This window comes from Rhodococcus sp. MurmanLake-1 (assembly GCF_056945715.1).
This window is the reverse complement of record NZ_JBWZNF010000007.1, coordinates 147,863-165,801: the sequence shown is the minus strand read 5'-3', so window position 1 is coordinate 165,801 and position 17,939 is coordinate 147,863. Positions and strand designations below refer to the sequence as shown.

Sequence of the window (17,939 nt, the reverse complement as noted above, 5' to 3'; positions counted from 1 at the left end):
AGAAAATCGTTGGACGACAATGAATTCCCGCAGCACAACATGACGGAGAATCGATATCCCGTCGACGAGGCGACAGTTCAGGCCCAGGCCGAATGGATGGCGGGCCAGGGCGGTTCGCTCACCAGTCGAACCGGACGTAAACTCTCCGAACGAGTTTCGCGGCGATCCATGATCAGTCGGATCGGCAAGTGGACCATGGGTGTGTCAGGAGTGGCGCTGATCAGCACACTTCCTGTGACACGTAGTGCCTTCGCCCAAGAGCCCGAGGTTCCTGCGCCGGCACCTGGCCCCGAACCTCTTGTCCCTGTCTACGACGGTAAAGATCCGGCCGAGTGCGAGTACTGGCGCTGGTGCAACATGGACGGAACGTCCTGTGCCGCATGCAACGGCGGCGGTGTCACCACCTGCGCCCCCGGCAGCAAGCCCGGCGCAGAGTTCTGGGTCGGATGCTGCACCAACCCTGATACCGGCAAGACCTATCTGATCGCCTACTACGACTGCTGCGGGGCACCTTCGTGTTCCAACGCATTCTGCGGCGAACCGGACATGCAGGCCGTGATGTACAACCCGGTCTCCGGAAGCTACGACCAGGAAATCATCTGGTGTGTCTCCGACGAGTCTCAGGCATACACCTGCACGATGGCGCCCATCATCGGTGAGGACTGCCAGACTCGACCGGCCGAGCGCCCCAAGGTCGGTGCCGGATCATGAGCAGTTCGCGAACCCGAAAACTGGCGCGCCCCGCCGTTGCCGTCATCCCACTCACCGTCGTACTCGCGCTGGCCGGTTGCAGTTCGTCCGACAACGACGAACCTTCCAGCGCAGGCGATGTCACCTATCCGACAGTTCCGTTCACTGCTCCGGGCGAGGGGATCTCCCTCGGTCACGACGACCAGGAAATCGGCGATACCATTCCCGAGCCGTTGCACGTCGGTTCGATCACCCCGATCGCAGCTGACCGCTTGCTGGGTGTCGAAGGTGGATTCGGCCAACTCGAGCTCAGCGTCAACGTCATCGATCCGAAAACCGGTGTGGCCGAGAGCCGAATCACCGTCGGCCCGGGTATCTGGGATCCGGTCATTCACGGATTCGTCGGGGATTCCGCCGAGGATCCTGCGGTGCTCGCTGCCGAGGTGTGGCGCCCCCGAGGTTCACGCGGCGCAGCAGATTTCACGGTCAGCACCTATTCCGGAAACCTGCTGGAACCAGCCGAGGTCATGCTTCCGGACGTCGCACGCGTACATTCCCGTGCCGGCTCGAACGCCGTGACGTCCGACGGCAAGTTCTTCGTCACGTGGGACGACGGTTTGTACGGAATCAGAGTGGTCGACCTCGAGAAGAAGGAAGCGACCGGTGCACTCCAGATAGTCGGCTGCGGTCCGTTCACGTGGATGGTCGATCACGAGCTGTACAGCGTCTGCGAGGACACCCGGGAACTGCTGCACGTCACGATCGGTGACGACGGTGTTCCGAAGGAAACCGCCCGAAGCAAGGTCCTTCCCGAGGATTTTGTCTCCACCCGCAAGGTCACGTGGGCATCGGAAGCACAAAAAGCCTTGCTGGTCAGTGAGAACGGCGATGTGTACGTCTTCGACTTCTCCAACGGACTGCCTCAGGAAGGTGTCAAGCCGATCGGAAACGCCGGGCAGGACTCCGGTCGATTCTCGGAGAACGTCATCAATGCCGACGCAACCCGGCTCGTAATCGCGTACACGGACACGGCTATTCATCCGGACTCTGCTCGGGGAGGCTCACTGGTCAAGATCGACTTGTCCGACGCAACGACCTTCGCCCCGGTGAAGAGCTTGACACTTGCAGACCTCGGCTTGACAGACATCAAGAGCATGACCTTTTCCGTCGACGGCGCCACGTTCTACGTGCTCGGTTCGGGACCTGAGGTCGAAGGCTCCGCTCCACAGAAGATCGTGGGTTACAACGCGAGCACCGGCGAGCAGGTCAGTTCCGTCGATGTCTCGGGCAACGTCGGTGATGTCAGCGGGTTGATCACACCAGAAGTACTCCGATGAGTCGTCCCGGATCCGGTGTAGTGATGGGCCGGCGCCGCTTCCTGAGTTTGGGAGCACTCGGCGCCGGAGCACTCGGGCTCGGCGCAATGGGGACGATTGCCGGATGCAGTTCCACTGCAGCATCTCCGACGCCCACGGCCGATCTCGACTACATCCTGCCCACCGACCCCGAAGTTGCCGCCGCAGAATCGGCGCGAGCCTGGAACGGGACCACCGCTGCGTTTGCCCTTGCCGCCGGATTCTCGACTGTAGATCTTGGCGGACGCCTCGTGGACACGTGGACGTACGGAGGCGCTGCGGTGGCTCCGGAACTTCGACTGAAGTCCGGTGACCGGGTGAACGTCAGCGTCCAGAACGGCCTCGACGCCGAAACAACACTGCACTGGCACGGAATTCGAATCCGCAACGACATGGACGGCGCGGCACCCACCACGCAGGCCCCCATCGGCGCCGGTTCGAGTTTCGAGTACAACTTCATCGCACCGGATCCGGGAACGTACTGGTACCACTCGCACAGCGGATTACAAGCCGATCGGGGGCTCTTCGGCGCCATGATCGTCGAGGACCCGAACGACATCACCGGGGCCGACGCCGATGCCGTTCTGGTGCTCGACGACTGGCTCGACGGATTGGGTACCACCCCCGATTCCGTCCTGATGGCCCTGAACCCGGCAATTTCGGGCGGGCACGGCGGACACGGCGGTGGGGCAACAACTCCGGCGGAACACTCGGAAGCCGACATGTCCGTCGCGCAACAGTTGGTGAGCGGTGGACACGGTTCTTCCGAACCACTCGGCGGGATGACTCAACACATCGCGTATCCACTGCACTTGATCAACGGGCGGCCACCCGACGATCCTGCTGTCGTCACTGCAGCGCCCGGTTCGACCCTTCGACTGCGAATCATCAACGCAGCGGCCGAAACTCCGTACCGGTTTGCTGTGGCCGGTCACGAGATGACAATCGTCGCTACCGATGGCTACGACGTGGAACCAACTCCCGCCGACACCATCATCGTCGGAATGGCCCAACGCTACGACGTACTGGTGACGGTGAAGTCGGGAACATGGCCGGTGGTGGCGAAGGTCGAGGGCCGAGATGGTTATGCGTCGACCGTCCTACGCAGCACCGACGCGTTGGCGCTGGCGAATCCGGATGTGGGCGGAAACCTCTCGGAACTGGCCGGCCGACTGGTCACCGAAAGCGAACTCCGGCCCACGGAATCCGCACGGCTCGAGACGAAGTCGCCTGATCGCGACTACCACATCGAATTGATCCAGGCCGGCGATCGGTACGTCTGGGGAATGGCGGGAGCCGATGCGGGCAAGCTCGTCATGAAACAGGGCGAACGGGTCCGGATCACGATGAAGAACACGTCCACGATGTGGCACCCCATGCACACCCACGGCCACACGTTTGCGGTACCGGATTACGGCGGACTTCGCCGCGACACCGTCAACGTCCTACCCGGCACCGAGCTTGCCATCGAGTTCGACGCCGACAATCCCGGCGAGTGGATGTTCCACTGCCACAACGCCTACCACTTCGAGGCCGGCATGACGGCAAATCTGCGTTACGTCCGCTGACAAGTCGAAGAATGGAGAGAACACCTCATGAAGAAACTCGTTCCCGCTTTCCTGGCCGCGTGCGCTGCCCTGAGCCTCACCGCCTGCAGTAGTGATGCCGGTGCGTCGTCGGACGAACCTGCAGTCGTGATCGAGGTGAAGAACATGGCGTACACACCGGCATCGGTCACCATCGAGAAGGGACAGACCGTCGAATGGAAGTTCGACGACAGCGGACTCCCCCACGACGTGGTCGGCAACGGTGATCTCGACGGGAAGCTGAAGAGCGAGTTGCTCACCGAGGGAACCTTCTCGCACACGTTCGACGACGCCGGCACCTTCACCTACCACTGCACGCCCCACCCGATGATGGTGGGCACCGTGATCGTTCAATAGTGAGGAGGTGGATCGCCGGCTTCGCCCTCGCTGTCGCGGCGACGTGTGTCCCAGCTTGCGGCACAGAAGATCCCGTCCCCGACGTGGTGGTCGAGATCAGCAATGTTCAGTTCAGCCCGATGGACGTCACCGTGGAACACGGCGGCACCGTCGAGTGGCGCTTCGACGACGGTGGACTCCTGCATCATGTGGAATCACCCGGCCTGTTCGACAGTGGTATCACCGGAGACGGAACATTCCGGCACACGTTCGAGAGCGTCGGCGTCTACGAGTATTCGTGCTCCGTCCACCCGTACATGATCGGCGTCATCACAGTGCTGTGAACTCTGGCTCATCACTTTTCGCTGCGACTTCGGCTCAACACTTTTCCTGAACCACAAACACTTCGGAGGATCTGATGACTACTGTTCTCTCACACGGCCCACTGCAGACCGATGTCCCTGACATCCGGCCGACCCTTCAAGGCTCGGTCGGCACCGCGACCCGTGTCAGCCTCGTCGCTGCGGGCGCTGCTGCGGGTGCCGGCCTCGCACTCGTGGCCACGCCATCTGCGACAACAGCTTTGACCACAGCTGTTATCGGCGCCGGACTGGTTACGTCGCTGGCTGCGAACTGGTCGACCTGCGGAATGTCCGTCGCCGGAGTTGTTGCCGCGCCGAAGCAGGTAGATCGGAAGGGATCCTCGACCCCCGTCCGCCGACTCGGCTGGCACGCTCTGGGTTCGGTCACGACGGGAGCCGTCACCGGGGCATTGATCGGCGCTCTCGGTGCGGCGATGTCCGGGTACGTCCCGATCGGCTGGGCGCTGGGCGTCTGGGCCGTCGTCGCGGTTGCGTACGGGCTGCACGAGTTGGGTGCGGTGAGGATGCCGACTCCGATGCGGCGCCAACAGCTTCCGCGCCATCTACGCCGCACAATGGCGCCCTGGAAGGTCTCGCTGATCTTCGGCGCGATCATCGGTCCGGGATTTCTGATCTTCATCCGCTCGAGTGCGTACTACCTCCTGGCACTCGGCGTCATGGCTTCGGGTTCACCGGCTCTCGGGGCGGCGCTGTTCACGGTCGTATCCCTTGGCCGCTGCATGCCCAGCCTCGCGGCAATCGTGCACACCAAGCGTGGTGGCTCGATGCCGGGATTCCTCTCGATCATGTGCGTCGTGGACCGACGCGTGCAGAGCGTCACCGGCGCGGCATTGATCGCACTGGGAGCATTCGCCGCCGCAGCACTGATCTGACTGTCGAGCTAGCACCCTTCACCTCGAGTGAACACACGCTCCGACTCTCCGGAGCGTGTGTTCACTCGACAGAAACCGTGCGCACTCACCCCGCGTCAGGGAATCGACAGCGCCACCTGGACCGAGTCCTCCGACGGCGACGTCACCTTTGCGTCCCGACTCCACAGCATGTCCAGCGCTGCCTTGGGCTTGGCAAGAACCCACTCCCGCGCGGCGTTCTTGATCAGCGTCGGAGTTGCGCACCCGCAATCGCTGTTCACACCGTCTGCGTCGATGCCGACGTCTCGGCACAACGCAACAGCGCGGGGCACGTGATACCCCTGAGTGACGATCAACGCCTTGGTTACCCCATACGTATGTATGGCCCGAAAGCAGGTGTCATAGGTGTCGAGGCCGTACGGATCCCCCACGATGCGACGCTCATCTATTCCCTGCTCCACCAGGTAGTTCGTCATCGCCGCGATCTCGTCACCCGAGCCGCCGTTCGCGTCGCCGGAGACCAGGACCGCTTTAGCCTTTCCCGCTTCCACCAGTTCGACTGCTGCGTCCAGCCGCCCTTTCAGGAAAGCCATCGGCTTACCGTCCTTGATCTGCGCGCCCAGCACGATCACAACCGGAGCGTCGGGAGCATCGGCGGCGTCTGACGTATGTCCGGCCGACGCCACGGAGATCCACACGATCGAGCCCGCGTAGACAACTGCTCCGAGCACCGCAATGCCTGCGACCCAACGAGGCCACCTGCGCTTGCGCGGCGGTTTCACTGGATCTGCAGCAGCTTCGTCCATTCGTCGATCAAACCACACGGTTTGCTCATGGCTCGAGTGCTCGGTCGATCCTCCATCCCTCCGCGCCACTGCGCTCGGCCCACAGACCCGAGTACTTTCCACCTCGCGCGATCAGGTCTTCGTGGGAACCGACCTCCTCCACCCCTCCGGCTTCGAGGTAGACGATGCGATCTGCTCCCTCAATAGTCGACAGGCGATGAGCGATGATCACCACCGTTCGACCACGGGCCAATCGGTGAATTGCCTCGGTGATGGCGACTTCGTTCTCTCCGTCGAGGGCGGAAGTCGCTTCGTCGAGAAGAACTATCGGAGTGTCCTTGAGGAATGCCCGCGCAATCGAGACCCGCTGACGTTCACCGCCGGACAGCAGTGATCCGCCTTCACCTACCCTGGTCTCCTCACCGCTCGGCAAACGGTCGATCACTTCGCCTAGCCTGGAGTCCACCACTGCTTGACGGACCTCCGACTCGGTGGCATCCGGACGCGCCAACCGAACGTTCTCCAGGATGGTTCCGTCGAACAGGTAAACCTGCTGTGAGACAGTCGATATCCGAGACATCAATGCTCTCGTTCCGATCTCGCGAACATCGGCTCCCCCGATGGTTACCGCACCTTCGTCTACGTCCCAGAATCTGGAGATCAGCCGAACCAGAGTTGTCTTTCCGGAACCGGAAGGACCGACCAGAGCAGTGACCGAGCAGTCCGGGAATTCGAGACTCACGTTACGAATCACGCGATCCGGGCCGTAGCCGAAGGAGACCGAATCGAACCGAATATCATACGACGTAGGCTCTTTCGGCACCTCAGGTTCCGCCAGCACCGGTACATCGATCATCTCTCGGACAGATCTGAGCGACACCCGGGCCAGTGAGATACCTTCACCGAATCCTGCGAGCATCTGCATCGGCTCCACGAACCTCACGGCCAACACGAGAACAACGATCACGCTTGCTGTGTCGATGGACCCGGTGGTGACCAGCAGTGCCGCCAGAACCAGGACGGTGAGAAAGGCAACCTGAACGACGATCATGAAGCGCAGCAGATACTTGTCGACCGATCCGATTTCCTGCAGGTGTGCGTCCCGGTTGGACACAAGAGCTTCGTCCAACCGAGTCCAGCCTTCGCCACTCTTACCGGCCGAACGTAGAACTTGCTGCGCCTGTGCATATTCGACGACGCGCGATGCCAACTCGGATTCGCTCTTGCCGATCGCCTCGTATTCGGGAACAACCGCACACTGCACGTTGCGGTAAGCCCGAATCCCCAGTGGAACGAAGACGACCATCGCGAGGGACAGTCGCCAGTCCACAAACAACACAGCGATCGCCACTGTCGCTGGAGTCACCGTGACGGTGACGAGTTGCGCGATGATCATTCCCGGGATGCTCATCAAGATTGCCGTGCCCTCGGTGACCAGGCGAGTGAACGCTCCACGGTTTGCCTTGCTGAACCACCCGAGCGGAACCTGCACCAAGTGATCACCGAGGCGATGCATGATTCCACCGGCAAAACCCTCGATTCCGATGCGGTATGCCCGATTCTCGGCGATCCACCGTACGGCGCCACAGGCCACCGCCACGAGAGCAGCCGTGACAACCCACGGCACTGCGGCGTCGTAATCGCCGCGAACCACCGCTTTCAGGATCGGAATCATCAGTGCAAAGACGACACCCTCGAGTATCCCGGCGAGCGTGAAACCTGCTATCTGACCTCGCATCCCATTGTCGCGCCCGAGGATTTCGTCCAGGTCTCGAATCATTGCGGCGCCTTTCGCGGAGAGATGTCTTCGACGAGGGGGTTCTGGAGCGCCCACATCCGCGCGTAGGTTCCGCCGAGCGCCGACAACTGTTCGTGCGTACCCTTTTCCACGATCCGTCCGGCGTCGAGAACGAGTATCTGATCTGCGTATCGGACGGTGTGCAGTCGATGAGCGATCACCATCAGGGTGCCGCCGTCCGCACTGATCTCGCCCAGTGCGCGTTGAACGGCCGATTCACTGTGGGGATCGGCCTGCGAAGTCGCCTCGTCCAGGATGACGATCGGCGGGTTCTGAAGGATGGCGCGGGCGATCGTCAGGCGTTGCTTCTCCCCACCCGACAGCTCACCGCCCGAACCACCACCGATCTCGGTGTCGTACCCGTCCGGCAGTCGCATGATCACGTCGTGAATCTGCGCCCGCCTCGCCGCTGTCTCCACTTCCAGATCCGTTGCATCCGGTCGACCGAGCCGAATATTCTCGCGCACGCTGTCCCGCAGGAGCACAACATCTTGGAAGACGATGGCCATTGATCTCAAGACTTCGCGACTGGACTGATCTCGTAAATCGCTTCCGCCCAGTCGAATAGACCCGTCCGTGACGTCCCAGAACCGCGGAAGTAGACGCGCCAAAGTGGTCTTTCCGGAGCCGGAGGGGCCAACGATCGCGGTCACGGTGCCCGGTTGCATCTCGAAGGAGATGTTCTCGAGGACGCGCTGCCCAGTGGTGTATTCGAAGCCGACGCTGTCGAATTCGACCAAAGTGCTGCGAGCAGGCACTGCATCCTGAGGTTCGGCCAGCTCTGGTTCGCCGAGGATGCTCTCGACGTGAGTCGCTCCCAGTTGGCCTTCGCGGTAGAGGTTGGCCATCGTTCCCATGTGCAGAACCGACGACGGAACACCGATTCCGACGACCAGAAAGGCAACAAGAGCTACCGGGGTAATCCAACCCCCGGACAACATTGCAGTTCCCGTCGCCGTGATGACCACGATGAGTACCGCCGGTGAGAGGAGGATCGACATCGCGACCACCGGCCTTCCCATCCCCGACATCCATCGCACGCACACCGCAACCATCGAATCGACAGCGCTCGAGTAGCGCGCGAATGCGCGACTCCCACTCCCGTACGTCTTGACAACCTCGATACCGTCGCCCAGTTCTACTGTCGCAGAGGTCAATGTCGACATTGCAAGATTCCAGGAGTCGACGTTCGTTCGATAGGCTCTGCGCATCGACGGCGCGGCGAGAGCGAGACACACTCCGATGTAGCCGACCAGGACCAGGCTGAACTTCCAGTCCATCGCCACCAGATAGATCAGGGCCACTATCGGCGACAGGATCGCGGGCACCACGTCGGCGGGAAGGTGAGCGACGAGAAGATGCATCCGCTTCACGTCGTCCGTCATCGCCTGCTTCACTTCACCGGTGCCACTATTTGCAAACCACCCCAGAGGAACTCGGGACAGATGCCGAGCGATACGCGAGCGGATCGAGTATTTGAAATGCGCGTCGGCGGTGTGACACACGGTCAGTGCTGCGTTGTAGACGACAAAACCGAGAATTGTGCCCGCTGCACCGATTGCTGCCCACATCCAGACCAGGTTCAACGACGAGCCGGTCAGGAGCACCCGCGCGATCTCGACCACCGCAACGTAGGGCAGGAATCGCAGTGGCACCGACAGTGCCGACAGACCCGCCCCTAGGAGGAGTTGATTTCTCACCGGCGCGATCATCCTGCCCAAAGCGTCTCGGTCGACGAGTCCAGGCGAGTCTTCCGGGGCTGCGGACTCGTTCACTTTCATTGCCGCACTCACTCTTCGACGATGATCGTGCCGGTCATGTTCGGATGTGGTGTGCACGTGTAGGTGAACGTTCCGGCTTTGTCGAAGGTCTGACTGTAGGTTCCGCTTCCTTGGAGATCGCTCTTGATCCCCAACTCGGCGAACACGACATCGTGCGGCATTCCCTGGTCCTCGAAAATCCACGTGACGGTCTGTCCTGTGTGCACGGTGACGGAGTTCGGTGTGTACGCAAGGTTTTTCACCGAGATCTCGACCGGCGCTTGCTCGGTAGATCCCGTCGAATCGTTGCCGCACGACGTCAGTGTGAACACCGCTGCAACAGCGATCAATGTGGTCAATCCGGTGCGAACTGACATTCTGCTCTCCTCATCGAACGTAGTGGAGGTCGGCAGTCATCCCGGCCTCGAAGTGGTACGCGTTGTGACAGTGAAACATCCACCGTCCTGGATTGTCGGCGTCGAAGTCGATCGCCATTTGTGTACGCGGAAGTACGATCACAGTGTCTCGGCGAAGCCCGCCGTAGGAGGGAACCGAGAAGGTGTGCCCATGGGTGTGCATCGGGTGCCACATGTCGGTGTCGTTGTTCATGACGATTCGTATTCGCTCGCCCTGCTTCATTCTCAACCGACCTGCATCGGCGCCCGCCATTCCCCAGACGTATCGATCGCCGGCCTGAATGAGATCCACCGAATACGCACGATCCGGTGCCCTCTGCTCCAGCGCTCCTGACGGGCGAAGCTCCGATTCCAGAACGAGCCGACCGCCGGAACCTGACAGCACTGCAGGCGAAGTCAGGTCGACGACCGCTACCGAATCCGGCGTCCGAAGCAGGCACGCGACGCCACCTGACTTCCCTTCCACCTTCGCGGCGATGGGCCACGAGCCGGACTGCACCGTCACCAATACGTCGTATCGCTGCGCGGGTGCGATCAGAATCTCGTCTCCGGCTGTGTAGGCAACGTCCTGCCCGTCAGCACTGACAACGGTCATCTCGTGCCCGGCGACCGAGAAACGGTACGGAGTCTCCGCCCCGGCATTGATCACCCGCAATCGAAGCCGAGTTCCGGCCGTCGCGCTGACGACGAAGGGATCTTCCACAGGCCGTCCGTTGATCAGGTGCAGTGGATACGTGATGTGCGTTGCCATTCCACCGAGCGCCTCGGAATTACCGTGACCGCTGGCGAGAAGTTCTGCGGCAGAATCAATCTCTGCATCATCGACTTCCGGTGGAGCTCCGCCGTGCCCGTGGTGTCCTCCCTGCACGTCCGGTGACAATGCGCGAAGCACTGCATCCGGGGTTGTTCCCAGCCCGTCGAGCCAGTCGTCGATCACGATGACGACGTCCTCGTCGGCTCCGGTCCGGTCGTTCGGGTCCTCGACCACGAGTGCACCGAATAGCCCTCGATCGGCCTGCAAGCCTGAATGGGAGTGGTACCAATATGTTCCGTGATCCGGGGCCACGAAGTCGTAGGTGAACTCGGCACCTGGTTGGATTCGTTCCTGGGTGACCGGCGGGACGCCGTCCATGTCGTTGCGGATCGCAATGCCGTGCCAGTGCACCGAGGTCTCCGTCGGAAGGTCGTTCTGCAAAAGAACGTTGAGCCGGTCTCCCTTGGAGATTCGAAGCTCCGGGCCAACTGCTTCCGCACCGTACGACCATGTGTCGACCTCTCTGGCGCCCAGACTCACCCGAGCCGGTGCAGCTGTCAGATTCCGTTCGACTGTGCGCCCGCTATGAAATCTCGCCTGTTCGGCAGCACGAACTTCGTCGTCGAACGGTGAAATCTCAGAACTGGATTCGTTCGCCGAACCACGGCTGCACGCACTCAATGCCACAGAACCCAAAGCCGCAGAACCCACAGCCGCAGAGCCGAGCGTCACCGCTCCCCATCGCAGAGCCAGGCGCCGACTCAACGCACTCGAACTCATGCCGTCAGCGCCGTGAATTCCTGATAGCGCGTCGCGGCAACAGCTTCGGTTCCGCTGCCGGTCAGATTGCCGGCAGCCATGGCATCCATGTCCTCGATCATCCAGAAGGTGGCGAAGGGATGAGTGGCAAGCCACATGTCTCCGTTGACCTTGGCCACTCGGTTCTCCTGCACCGCTGAAAGACTCGAGAATCCGGGAACACCGGCAACCTTGCCGAACTCGTACACGCCCTCGTCGAACACGGCTATGATCCGAGCATCCTGCGCCGGGATCGCCTCGTCGGACAGGGGCGCATACGGCAGTCCTCCAGCCGCATTCGCTCGCTGGGATTCCGGACGCCCGAAGCCGCTCTCCGCCAACAGCAACGACGGCGGCGCCTGCTCGGTGGTGGTGGCAAGGATTCCAGAACTGCTCATCAGCACCGACACGGTGTTCGCTTCACCACCGGACCGAGCAGAGACGTCAGCGATCTTGCCCTCCAAGGCGACGGTCAGCTTGTCGGCAACCGACTGACGATCAAAAGCGCGTCCGAAGAAGGCAAGATTCTCGCGCCACGGAGTGGTGACGGCCGGGACCGGCACTGTGGGGACGGTCGATGCGAGGGAGTCGTAGTAGCTCCGATCGCCCATCGACGTGAAGATGACCAGTCCGGGATCCTGGGCGAGGACCTGCTCGATCGGGGGTGCACCGAGCGGCGGCACCGTGACCACCTCGGTACCCGCTGACGCCAAGATGTCCTGGCCGATCTCCGATCCCCACGACGTGAAGACCACATCAGGGGTGATGCCGACGGCAAGGAGACCGAGTGCGGCGTATTCGTCGAGGGAAACAATTCGCCCGAGGTCGCCTGGAACCGACGTCTCACCGAATTCATGGGACACAACACGCGTTCCCTCGGCAGGTTCCGTCGTCGGTCCCGCCTCACTTGAGCTACAGGCGGCCGCAGTCAGGGCAACGACACTGACCAGCAGCGAAGCACCCAGCCTCGATAGGTAACCGGGTCGCGTTTTCAACTTCATGGTGTCCTTCAGCTTCGAAAAATCGGGGGGTTCGCATAAATCCGAGCACTGCTCGGATTTGGCAAGTAAACCTCACCTAAGTTCATCCGTCAATCGCTTGCGTCGACTACGCACACCGATCCGACGCCGCTAAGCTCGGTCGGACCATGACTGCGCCATCACCTGACAAGAAGTCCGCCGCGACATCAGAGCGCCGCCGGAGTTACAACACCGGGATCACTGCGGACGCAGTGGTGACCGTGGCGTTCGGGCTCAGTCGCGAGCACGGAGTCGAGGGCTGGTCGCTGCGGCAGCTGCTCGGCGAACTCGATACGTCGTTCTCCGTCGTCTATCGACTCGTCGGAGATCGGGACGCACTCTCGGCTGCGGTGGTCGACAGTGCGGTGTCGGCCGTGAACGTGCCATCCGCACAGGAAGATTGGCGTCGATGGCTGACACATCTGCTCTTGCAGATGCGAGAGGCATTGATCGAGTGTCCAGGCGCGGCGCAGTGGCTGCTGATGAACGGAGTTGCCACCCAGCGCAGCCGGGAACTCATGGAGGCAGGATTGGCATCGCTGATCGACGCCGGGTTCGGGGAAGAAGCCGCTCAGGCTTACACCGTCGCCTTCACCTCGACAATCACACTGATCGCCATGAACGACGCCAGGCGCATTCCCAGCGGACAGCCTTCACCCGATCACAGCGCGATGCTGGAACGACTGAGTAACGACGGACCCTCAGATCCTCGTTCATCGATGGAGACACTGATCGGGAAGTTCGCCGGTCCACCGGATGCTGCGGAAGCAACACGGGCAGAACACTATCGCTACACACTCGACCGTGTCCTCGACGGCCTCGAGGCGCGGCTGTACGCAATCAAGGAGTCACAGAAATGACCGCGGGGTCGCTGTCGCACTTGTGCGACAGCGACCCCGCGGATGATCTGGATTCTCGGTATGCCTAGCGGAACAGGTTCGCGACGAACGGAATCGTGTCAGCCTGTGATTCGACCAAAGCGCCGCTGTGATCGGTGTTGTAGGTCTTGAACGTGACCGGTTCACCGTTGGCGACCAACGCTGCAACCAGCGAAAGTGCAGACGGTGCAGGGACATCCACGTCAAGCAGGCCCTGGCCGATGAAGATGGGGCGATCGTATCCACTGGTCGGTACACCCATGTAATCGTTCAGCAGACCCTGGAAGTTCGGGATCTGACTGAGCGGGCGGGAAAAGATGTCACCGAGGACCAGATCCTTGGAAGCCTCGTCCAGGTCTGCGGCGCAGAGCTTTTCGGCCGAGTCGACCTTTTCCCTTCCCAAGTCGTTCAGGTAGGAATTCAAGTCGATCTCGGGGTGCGCTTCCCGCAAGCCCGCGAGGATGTAGAGCGCGTACGACGTCAATCCGCCGCCGAGGGCGATGGGAGGGAAGCCCGGACCGGCAGGCAGGAGGGTCAACTCGATGTTGGCCGGCACTCCGGTACCCACCCCGCCGCGATAGTCGAGAGAATCCCCACCGTATTCAGTGGCGTAGCGCGCCGTCGTGATGGCCGCTCCGCCGCCCTGCGACTGTCCGACCACTGCCCACCGATTCGAGATGGTGGGGTCGATCACCCGAGCAGCCTTGACCGAGTCGACGACGCTGTGCGCCTCCACCTTTCCGTCGAGATACGGCATCAGCCCCGGTGTTCCCAGACCGACGTAGTCGGTGGCGACTACGGCGTAGCCCTCGGAGAGCCAACGCCCCAGGTAGGGGTAGTCGCGCTCGGGCAGGCCAGGACCGACCAGCGAAGGGGCACAGGAATCGTCGAGTCCCGTGGTGCCGTGCGCCCACGCAATGACGGGCCAACCACCTTCCGGTGCCGGACCGGCCGGGACGTAGTATGCGCCACTGCTCAGCGCAGGCCCGCCGTTGGAACCGATGGTCCAGTACGTGAATCGCTTGGCGTCGGCGGTACCCGGAATCCACAGATCTTTCGGTAGCGGCTCACTCGACACCACAGTGCCGGTGGCTTGCGACGCGCTCGGTGCCTGTGCGGACGCGATGGGCGCAGCAACGGCGGAGCCGATCGTTGCAGCACAGAGGGCTGCGATGGATATGCGGGCAAACGACTTCGACTGGAATTTCACGTCTGACGACTCCGGTTCGTGCGGTGGGCGACCTCGTTGGACGTTATCGTAGATTTTGTTTAACCGATCGGTCAAGCAAAATCTTGCAGCTTCGTGAAACGTATATGTCGAGATTCCGGCCCCAACTCCGACCCAGCATCGAACCGCACGAAAAAACAGTAGGAGGATGTGTCCATGGCACACGTACAGCGTTTCGACCACATCGGCATCACCGTCGCGGACCTCGAATCAGCGACGGCATTCTTCGTCGGTCTGGGTCTCGAGGTGGAGGGCACCGGATCCGTGGAGGGTGAGTTCGTGGAAACCGTCTGCGGTATCCCTGGAGCCAAGTGCGAAATCGCCATGCTGCGCCCGCCGGGCGAAGGATCACGGCTCGAGCTCTCGTCCTTCGTCACGCCCGAGCACGTACCCGGATCGCCTGCTCCGATGGCCAACGAGATCGGGATACGCAACGTGTCTTTCGAGGTGGGCGATCTCCAGGTTGCGGTCGACGCGGTGGCTGCGGACGGTTACGGACTCATCGGCGGGATCGGCGAGTACGAGAACAGCGTGCGCATGGCCTACGTCCGGGGGCCTGAAGGGATCATCGTGTCCCTGTTCGAGCAGATCGCCTGAAGCGTCACGGCATTCGGAGCGTCAGATCGCCTTCCAGGAGCTGGCCAGAGCGCCCATCGCGGCCGCGAATTCGGCGAACGCCGCGTCGATTCTGACGCGGTCACCGGTGGTCACCAGATCGAGCGTCAACCCGCGAATCTGCGCCAACACGATCGTCGCGTAGCGATCAGCGCGATCGGGTGGACATCCGTGCGCGAGCGCAGCTTCCGCCAAACCACCCAACCAGTCCCCCACCACATGGTCGAGAAACTCGCGATACCGCTCCGGATGCAACAACGCCTGTCCGTAGATCTCGAACATCAAGCGAAAGTTCGGCAACGATTCCGCTGATGTGCGCCCATTCCAGTAACTCGTCAACATCTCGACGATGTCGGTCCCGGAAGAGATGTCGAGAGAAGAACTGTCTCGCAGGGTGGCAACTACTTCAGTGAGCAGTTGTTCCTTCGAACCGAAATGATGGATGAGTGTCGCATGACTGATCCCCAGATCCTTGGCCAATGGCCGCATGGACAGTTCACCGACGCCGTTCGCCGTGACGTACGCGGTTACCTGCTCGAGCAATTCGGCACGGCGATGCTGGTAACGCAGTTTCCGGCCGTCGACCGGCGTGCTGTCCTCCACCTGCAGGAGCCTACGCAGTACCGGAAACACAGCAGTACCGGAAACACGGCAGTACCGGAAACACGGCAGAACCGGTTACACGGTGACGTGGTGGCGATCCGATCGACTGATCGTCACAGCGGCGACGACAACACCGATCACCACGCCGATGAGAGTGTCCGCGACGCGAGCCACTGCCGCTTCGGTCCCGATCGGAGCACTGAAACCGATGAGGAGCAGTGCCATCGGGGTGACGGCCAGTGATGTCAGTGCATAGTTCTTGATCACGAGCAGCTCAGCAGCAGTCTGCAGAATCACGACCACGGCAACCGCTTGCCAGTAGCCGAGCGTCAATGCGATGAGAGCAGCAGCGACGACGGCGCCACCGACATTTCCCACCAACCGCTGAATCCCACGCTGGACGGTCTGCTTGTAGTTCAGCCCCTGCATCGCGGCGATGGCACCCATCGACGCCCAGAGCGGATGCTCCAACCCGGCTCCCGCCGCGAGCCAACCGGCCAGAGCCGACGCTGCCACGATGCGGAGTGCATTCATCCGCACCGGGCGCGAATACAGCCGATTCAATCCTTCGAGAAAATAGCCTTCGGGCGCGGCCAGGTTCTTTGCCGGTGCGAGATCGTGTTCGATCATGCTGGAACGCTTGAGCTTCCGAAGCTCCTTCTCGTGCCGAGCAATGCTGCGAATCAGGGTGGCGTCGCCGTGCAACTGCCACTCCTGAACTGCCGCTTCTGCTTCGTCGAGCACCGCCACCAGTTCGCGTCCGTGATCGACGGTCGACTTGATCCGGCCACTCGACGCAATAACCAAGCGGGCGTTGGCAATCGATCCGAGCGCCGGTTCCACTCCGTCTGCGCCGGACTGTTCGAGACGCCCCACCGCAGAAACTGCACGGGCAACTGCCAGGCGGGCAGGTCCCATCGGCAGTACGAGCGCTGGGAGCATCGCGGCCGCCCAACCGACCAGAACTCCGAGCGCACCGGCAGTGACCAACCGCGCCAAATCATCAACGCTGGAGGCATATCCGGCTGCACCGGTCGCCGCGAAGACGAGGATGACGGGCCCTGGCCCGGTGATCCGGAAGCCCGACATGAAGCAGTACGACGCACCCGCAAGCAAAGAGAGGATGCCGATCTGCAACCACATCGGAACGCCCGCGACACCCATGGCGCCGCCGAAGGCAATCGAAACCACCAGTGCAGCACCCACCATTGCCAGCTTGCCGGCCAACCGTGGATACGGCTCGTACCTGCCGAACGCGGCACACAGCGCACCCAAGGCCGCGAAGCCGGCCAATTCCCGCTGCCCGAGCAGTCCGCCGACCACGAGGACTACGGCGGTGGCGAGTCCGACTCTGATCGCCGGGGCGATGGTCGCGTCCGCGGATCCGATACGAAAAGCCGCTCGCCACGTCGCCCCGGAGACGGTATGTGCAATGGCCTCACTCGAATGAGTGAGACGGCTGGGCGTCCTGGCTGCGGTTTCGGTTCGGGTCACCCACCCAGCATACATTTATTTCACTAGTAAATTACTTGTGAAGTAATGTGAAATCTGTCGCTAAGATGGGGCCATGGGCGCGGCGAACAGATCCGAAGACGACTTCATCGACAAAGTCCGTCGCGAATGGAAGCGCGCCTACCCGGAGTTCGACACCGCCCCCGTCGAAGTGATGGGCCGGATCGCCCGCATCAACGCGCAGTCTCTTCACCAGCTCGACCGCGCACTGGCGTCCAGCGGGGTCTCTCGCGCCGAATTCGACGTGATGAGTGCACTCGCTCGCAGTGACCGTCCCCTGCGGGCGAGCGAAGTCACCGCCGTCACGATGGTCAGCGGCGCCGCCACCACAAAACACGCAGACCGCCTGGCCAAGCTGGGCTTTGTCGAGCGTCAGCGCTTCGAACACGACGGACGAGTGGTTCTGCTTCAACTCACCGATGCCGGTCGCGCATTGGTCGAGGCAGAGTTTCCCCGACGCGTCGAGCGAGACCGTCAAGTACTGACCGGACTCGACGAGGACGAACGCGCCCAGTTGACGGCACTGCTCAAACGAATCTCACGCAACATCGACTCTGGAATCTGGGACTGAC

General features: G+C 62.0%; 18 protein-coding genes. 9 read left to right on the top strand and 9 right to left on the bottom strand.

Annotation, left to right across the window (positions count from 1 at the left end; all coding sequences use genetic code 11):
* Nucleotides 1–39 precede the first annotated feature (39 nt).
* The 6 genes from AC2ETI_RS20500 to AC2ETI_RS20475 all read left to right on the top strand — a co-directional run bounded on the left by AC2ETI_RS20500 (nucleotide 40) and on the right by AC2ETI_RS20475 (nucleotide 5,222).
* Nucleotides 40–711 (top strand): methylamine dehydrogenase light chain, encoded by a 672-nt coding sequence (locus AC2ETI_RS20500; RefSeq protein ID WP_029256402.1) that lies wholly within the window; start codon nucleotides 40–42, stop codon nucleotides 709–711.
* Nucleotides 708–2,027 carry a hypothetical protein gene (locus tag AC2ETI_RS20495; RefSeq protein WP_483634320.1) on the top strand — a complete coding sequence of 440 codons (1,320 nt, stop codon included), beginning with the start codon at nucleotides 708–710 and terminating at the stop codon, nucleotides 2,025–2,027. Before AC2ETI_RS20500 ends, AC2ETI_RS20495 begins: the two co-directional genes overlap by 4 nt.
* The gene (locus AC2ETI_RS20490) at nucleotides 2,024–3,613 is read left to right on the top strand and encodes a multicopper oxidase family protein (RefSeq protein ID WP_483634319.1); all 1,590 of its coding nucleotides are present in this window, start codon (nucleotides 2,024–2,026) and stop codon (nucleotides 3,611–3,613) included. Before AC2ETI_RS20495 ends, AC2ETI_RS20490 begins: the two co-directional genes overlap by 4 nt.
* Before the next feature lie 27 nt (nucleotides 3,614–3,640).
* Nucleotides 3,641–3,988 (top strand): cupredoxin domain-containing protein, encoded by a 348-nt coding sequence (locus tag AC2ETI_RS20485; RefSeq protein WP_483634318.1) that lies wholly within the window; start codon nucleotides 3,641–3,643, stop codon nucleotides 3,986–3,988.
* Entirely contained in the window at nucleotides 3,988–4,311 is a 324-nt protein-coding gene (locus AC2ETI_RS20480; protein ID WP_483634317.1) for a cupredoxin domain-containing protein, read from the top strand. Before AC2ETI_RS20485 ends, AC2ETI_RS20480 begins: the two co-directional genes overlap by 1 nt.
* A 74-nt stretch (nucleotides 4,312–4,385) precedes the next feature.
* Nucleotides 4,386–5,222 carry a hypothetical protein gene (locus tag AC2ETI_RS20475; RefSeq protein ID WP_019745579.1) on the top strand — a complete coding sequence of 279 codons (837 nt, stop codon included), beginning with the start codon at nucleotides 4,386–4,388 and terminating at the stop codon, nucleotides 5,220–5,222.
* 95 nt (nucleotides 5,223–5,317) lie between these two features.
* Here AC2ETI_RS20475 and AC2ETI_RS20470 read toward each other — a convergent pair whose 3' ends face one another.
* Genes AC2ETI_RS20470 through AC2ETI_RS20445 form a run of 6 tightly spaced genes read right to left on the bottom strand, consistent with a single transcriptional unit; the run spans nucleotide 5,318 to nucleotide 12,375 of the window.
* Nucleotides 5,318–6,007 carry a SanA/YdcF family protein gene (locus tag AC2ETI_RS20470; RefSeq protein WP_019745580.1) on the bottom strand — a complete coding sequence of 230 codons (690 nt, stop codon included), beginning with the start codon at nucleotides 6,005–6,007 and terminating at the stop codon, nucleotides 5,318–5,320.
* A gap of 25 nt (nucleotides 6,008–6,032) precedes the next feature.
* Nucleotides 6,033–7,766, bottom strand: coding sequence for an ABC transporter ATP-binding protein (locus tag AC2ETI_RS20465; RefSeq protein ID WP_483634316.1), 1,734 nt, complete (start codon nucleotides 7,764–7,766; stop codon nucleotides 6,033–6,035).
* Nucleotides 7,763–9,577 carry an ABC transporter ATP-binding protein gene (locus AC2ETI_RS20460; RefSeq protein WP_483634315.1) on the bottom strand — a complete coding sequence of 605 codons (1,815 nt, stop codon included), beginning with the start codon at nucleotides 9,575–9,577 and terminating at the stop codon, nucleotides 7,763–7,765. The genes AC2ETI_RS20465 and AC2ETI_RS20460 overlap by 4 nt, the downstream gene beginning before the upstream one ends.
* A complete protein-coding gene (locus tag AC2ETI_RS20455; protein ID WP_003940254.1) occupies nucleotides 9,574–9,921 on the bottom strand; it encodes a plastocyanin/azurin family copper-binding protein in 348 nt (115 codons plus the stop codon). The genes AC2ETI_RS20460 and AC2ETI_RS20455 overlap by 4 nt, the downstream gene beginning before the upstream one ends.
* A gap of 10 nt (nucleotides 9,922–9,931) precedes the next feature.
* Complete coding sequence (locus AC2ETI_RS20450) at nucleotides 9,932–11,494, bottom strand: multicopper oxidase family protein (RefSeq protein ID WP_003940266.1); 1,563 nt, start codon at nucleotides 11,492–11,494, stop codon at nucleotides 9,932–9,934.
* Nucleotides 11,491–12,375 carry an ABC transporter substrate-binding protein gene (locus AC2ETI_RS20445; RefSeq protein WP_483634314.1) on the bottom strand — a complete coding sequence of 295 codons (885 nt, stop codon included), beginning with the start codon at nucleotides 12,373–12,375 and terminating at the stop codon, nucleotides 11,491–11,493. Before AC2ETI_RS20445 ends, AC2ETI_RS20450 begins: the two co-directional genes overlap by 4 nt.
* Nucleotides 12,376–12,659: 284 nt before the next feature.
* Here AC2ETI_RS20445 and AC2ETI_RS20440 point away from each other — a divergent pair, with 284 nt between their 5' ends.
* Nucleotides 12,660–13,391 (top strand): TetR/AcrR family transcriptional regulator, encoded by a 732-nt coding sequence (locus AC2ETI_RS20440; protein WP_054825357.1) that lies wholly within the window; start codon nucleotides 12,660–12,662, stop codon nucleotides 13,389–13,391.
* Between the two features lie 64 nt (nucleotides 13,392–13,455).
* On the opposite strand, the gene AC2ETI_RS20435 is transcribed toward AC2ETI_RS20440, so the two are convergent.
* Nucleotides 13,456–14,619 carry an alpha/beta hydrolase family protein gene (locus tag AC2ETI_RS20435; RefSeq protein WP_003940397.1) on the bottom strand — a complete coding sequence of 388 codons (1,164 nt, stop codon included), beginning with the start codon at nucleotides 14,617–14,619 and terminating at the stop codon, nucleotides 13,456–13,458.
* Between the two features lie 174 nt (nucleotides 14,620–14,793).
* On the opposite strand from AC2ETI_RS20435, the gene AC2ETI_RS20430 reads away from it, so the two are divergent.
* Nucleotides 14,794–15,234, top strand: a complete 441-nt coding sequence (locus tag AC2ETI_RS20430; protein WP_007729713.1) for a VOC family protein — start codon at nucleotides 14,794–14,796, stop codon at nucleotides 15,232–15,234.
* A gap of 21 nt (nucleotides 15,235–15,255) precedes the next feature.
* On the opposite strand, the gene AC2ETI_RS20425 is transcribed toward AC2ETI_RS20430, so the two are convergent.
* Nucleotides 15,256–15,855 (bottom strand): TetR/AcrR family transcriptional regulator, encoded by a 600-nt coding sequence (locus tag AC2ETI_RS20425; protein ID WP_030536496.1) that lies wholly within the window; start codon nucleotides 15,853–15,855, stop codon nucleotides 15,256–15,258.
* 75 nt (nucleotides 15,856–15,930) lie between these two features.
* Nucleotides 15,931–17,364 (bottom strand): FUSC family protein, encoded by a 1,434-nt coding sequence (locus tag AC2ETI_RS20420; RefSeq protein ID WP_483634313.1) that lies wholly within the window; start codon nucleotides 17,362–17,364, stop codon nucleotides 15,931–15,933.
* 58 nt (nucleotides 17,365–17,422) lie between these two features.
* Between AC2ETI_RS20420 and AC2ETI_RS20415 the strand changes: the two genes are divergently transcribed.
* The gene (locus AC2ETI_RS20415) at nucleotides 17,423–17,938 is read left to right on the top strand and encodes a MarR family winged helix-turn-helix transcriptional regulator (RefSeq protein ID WP_317552251.1); all 516 of its coding nucleotides are present in this window, start codon (nucleotides 17,423–17,425) and stop codon (nucleotides 17,936–17,938) included.
* The last annotated feature ends 1 nt before the right edge of the window (nucleotide 17,939 follow it).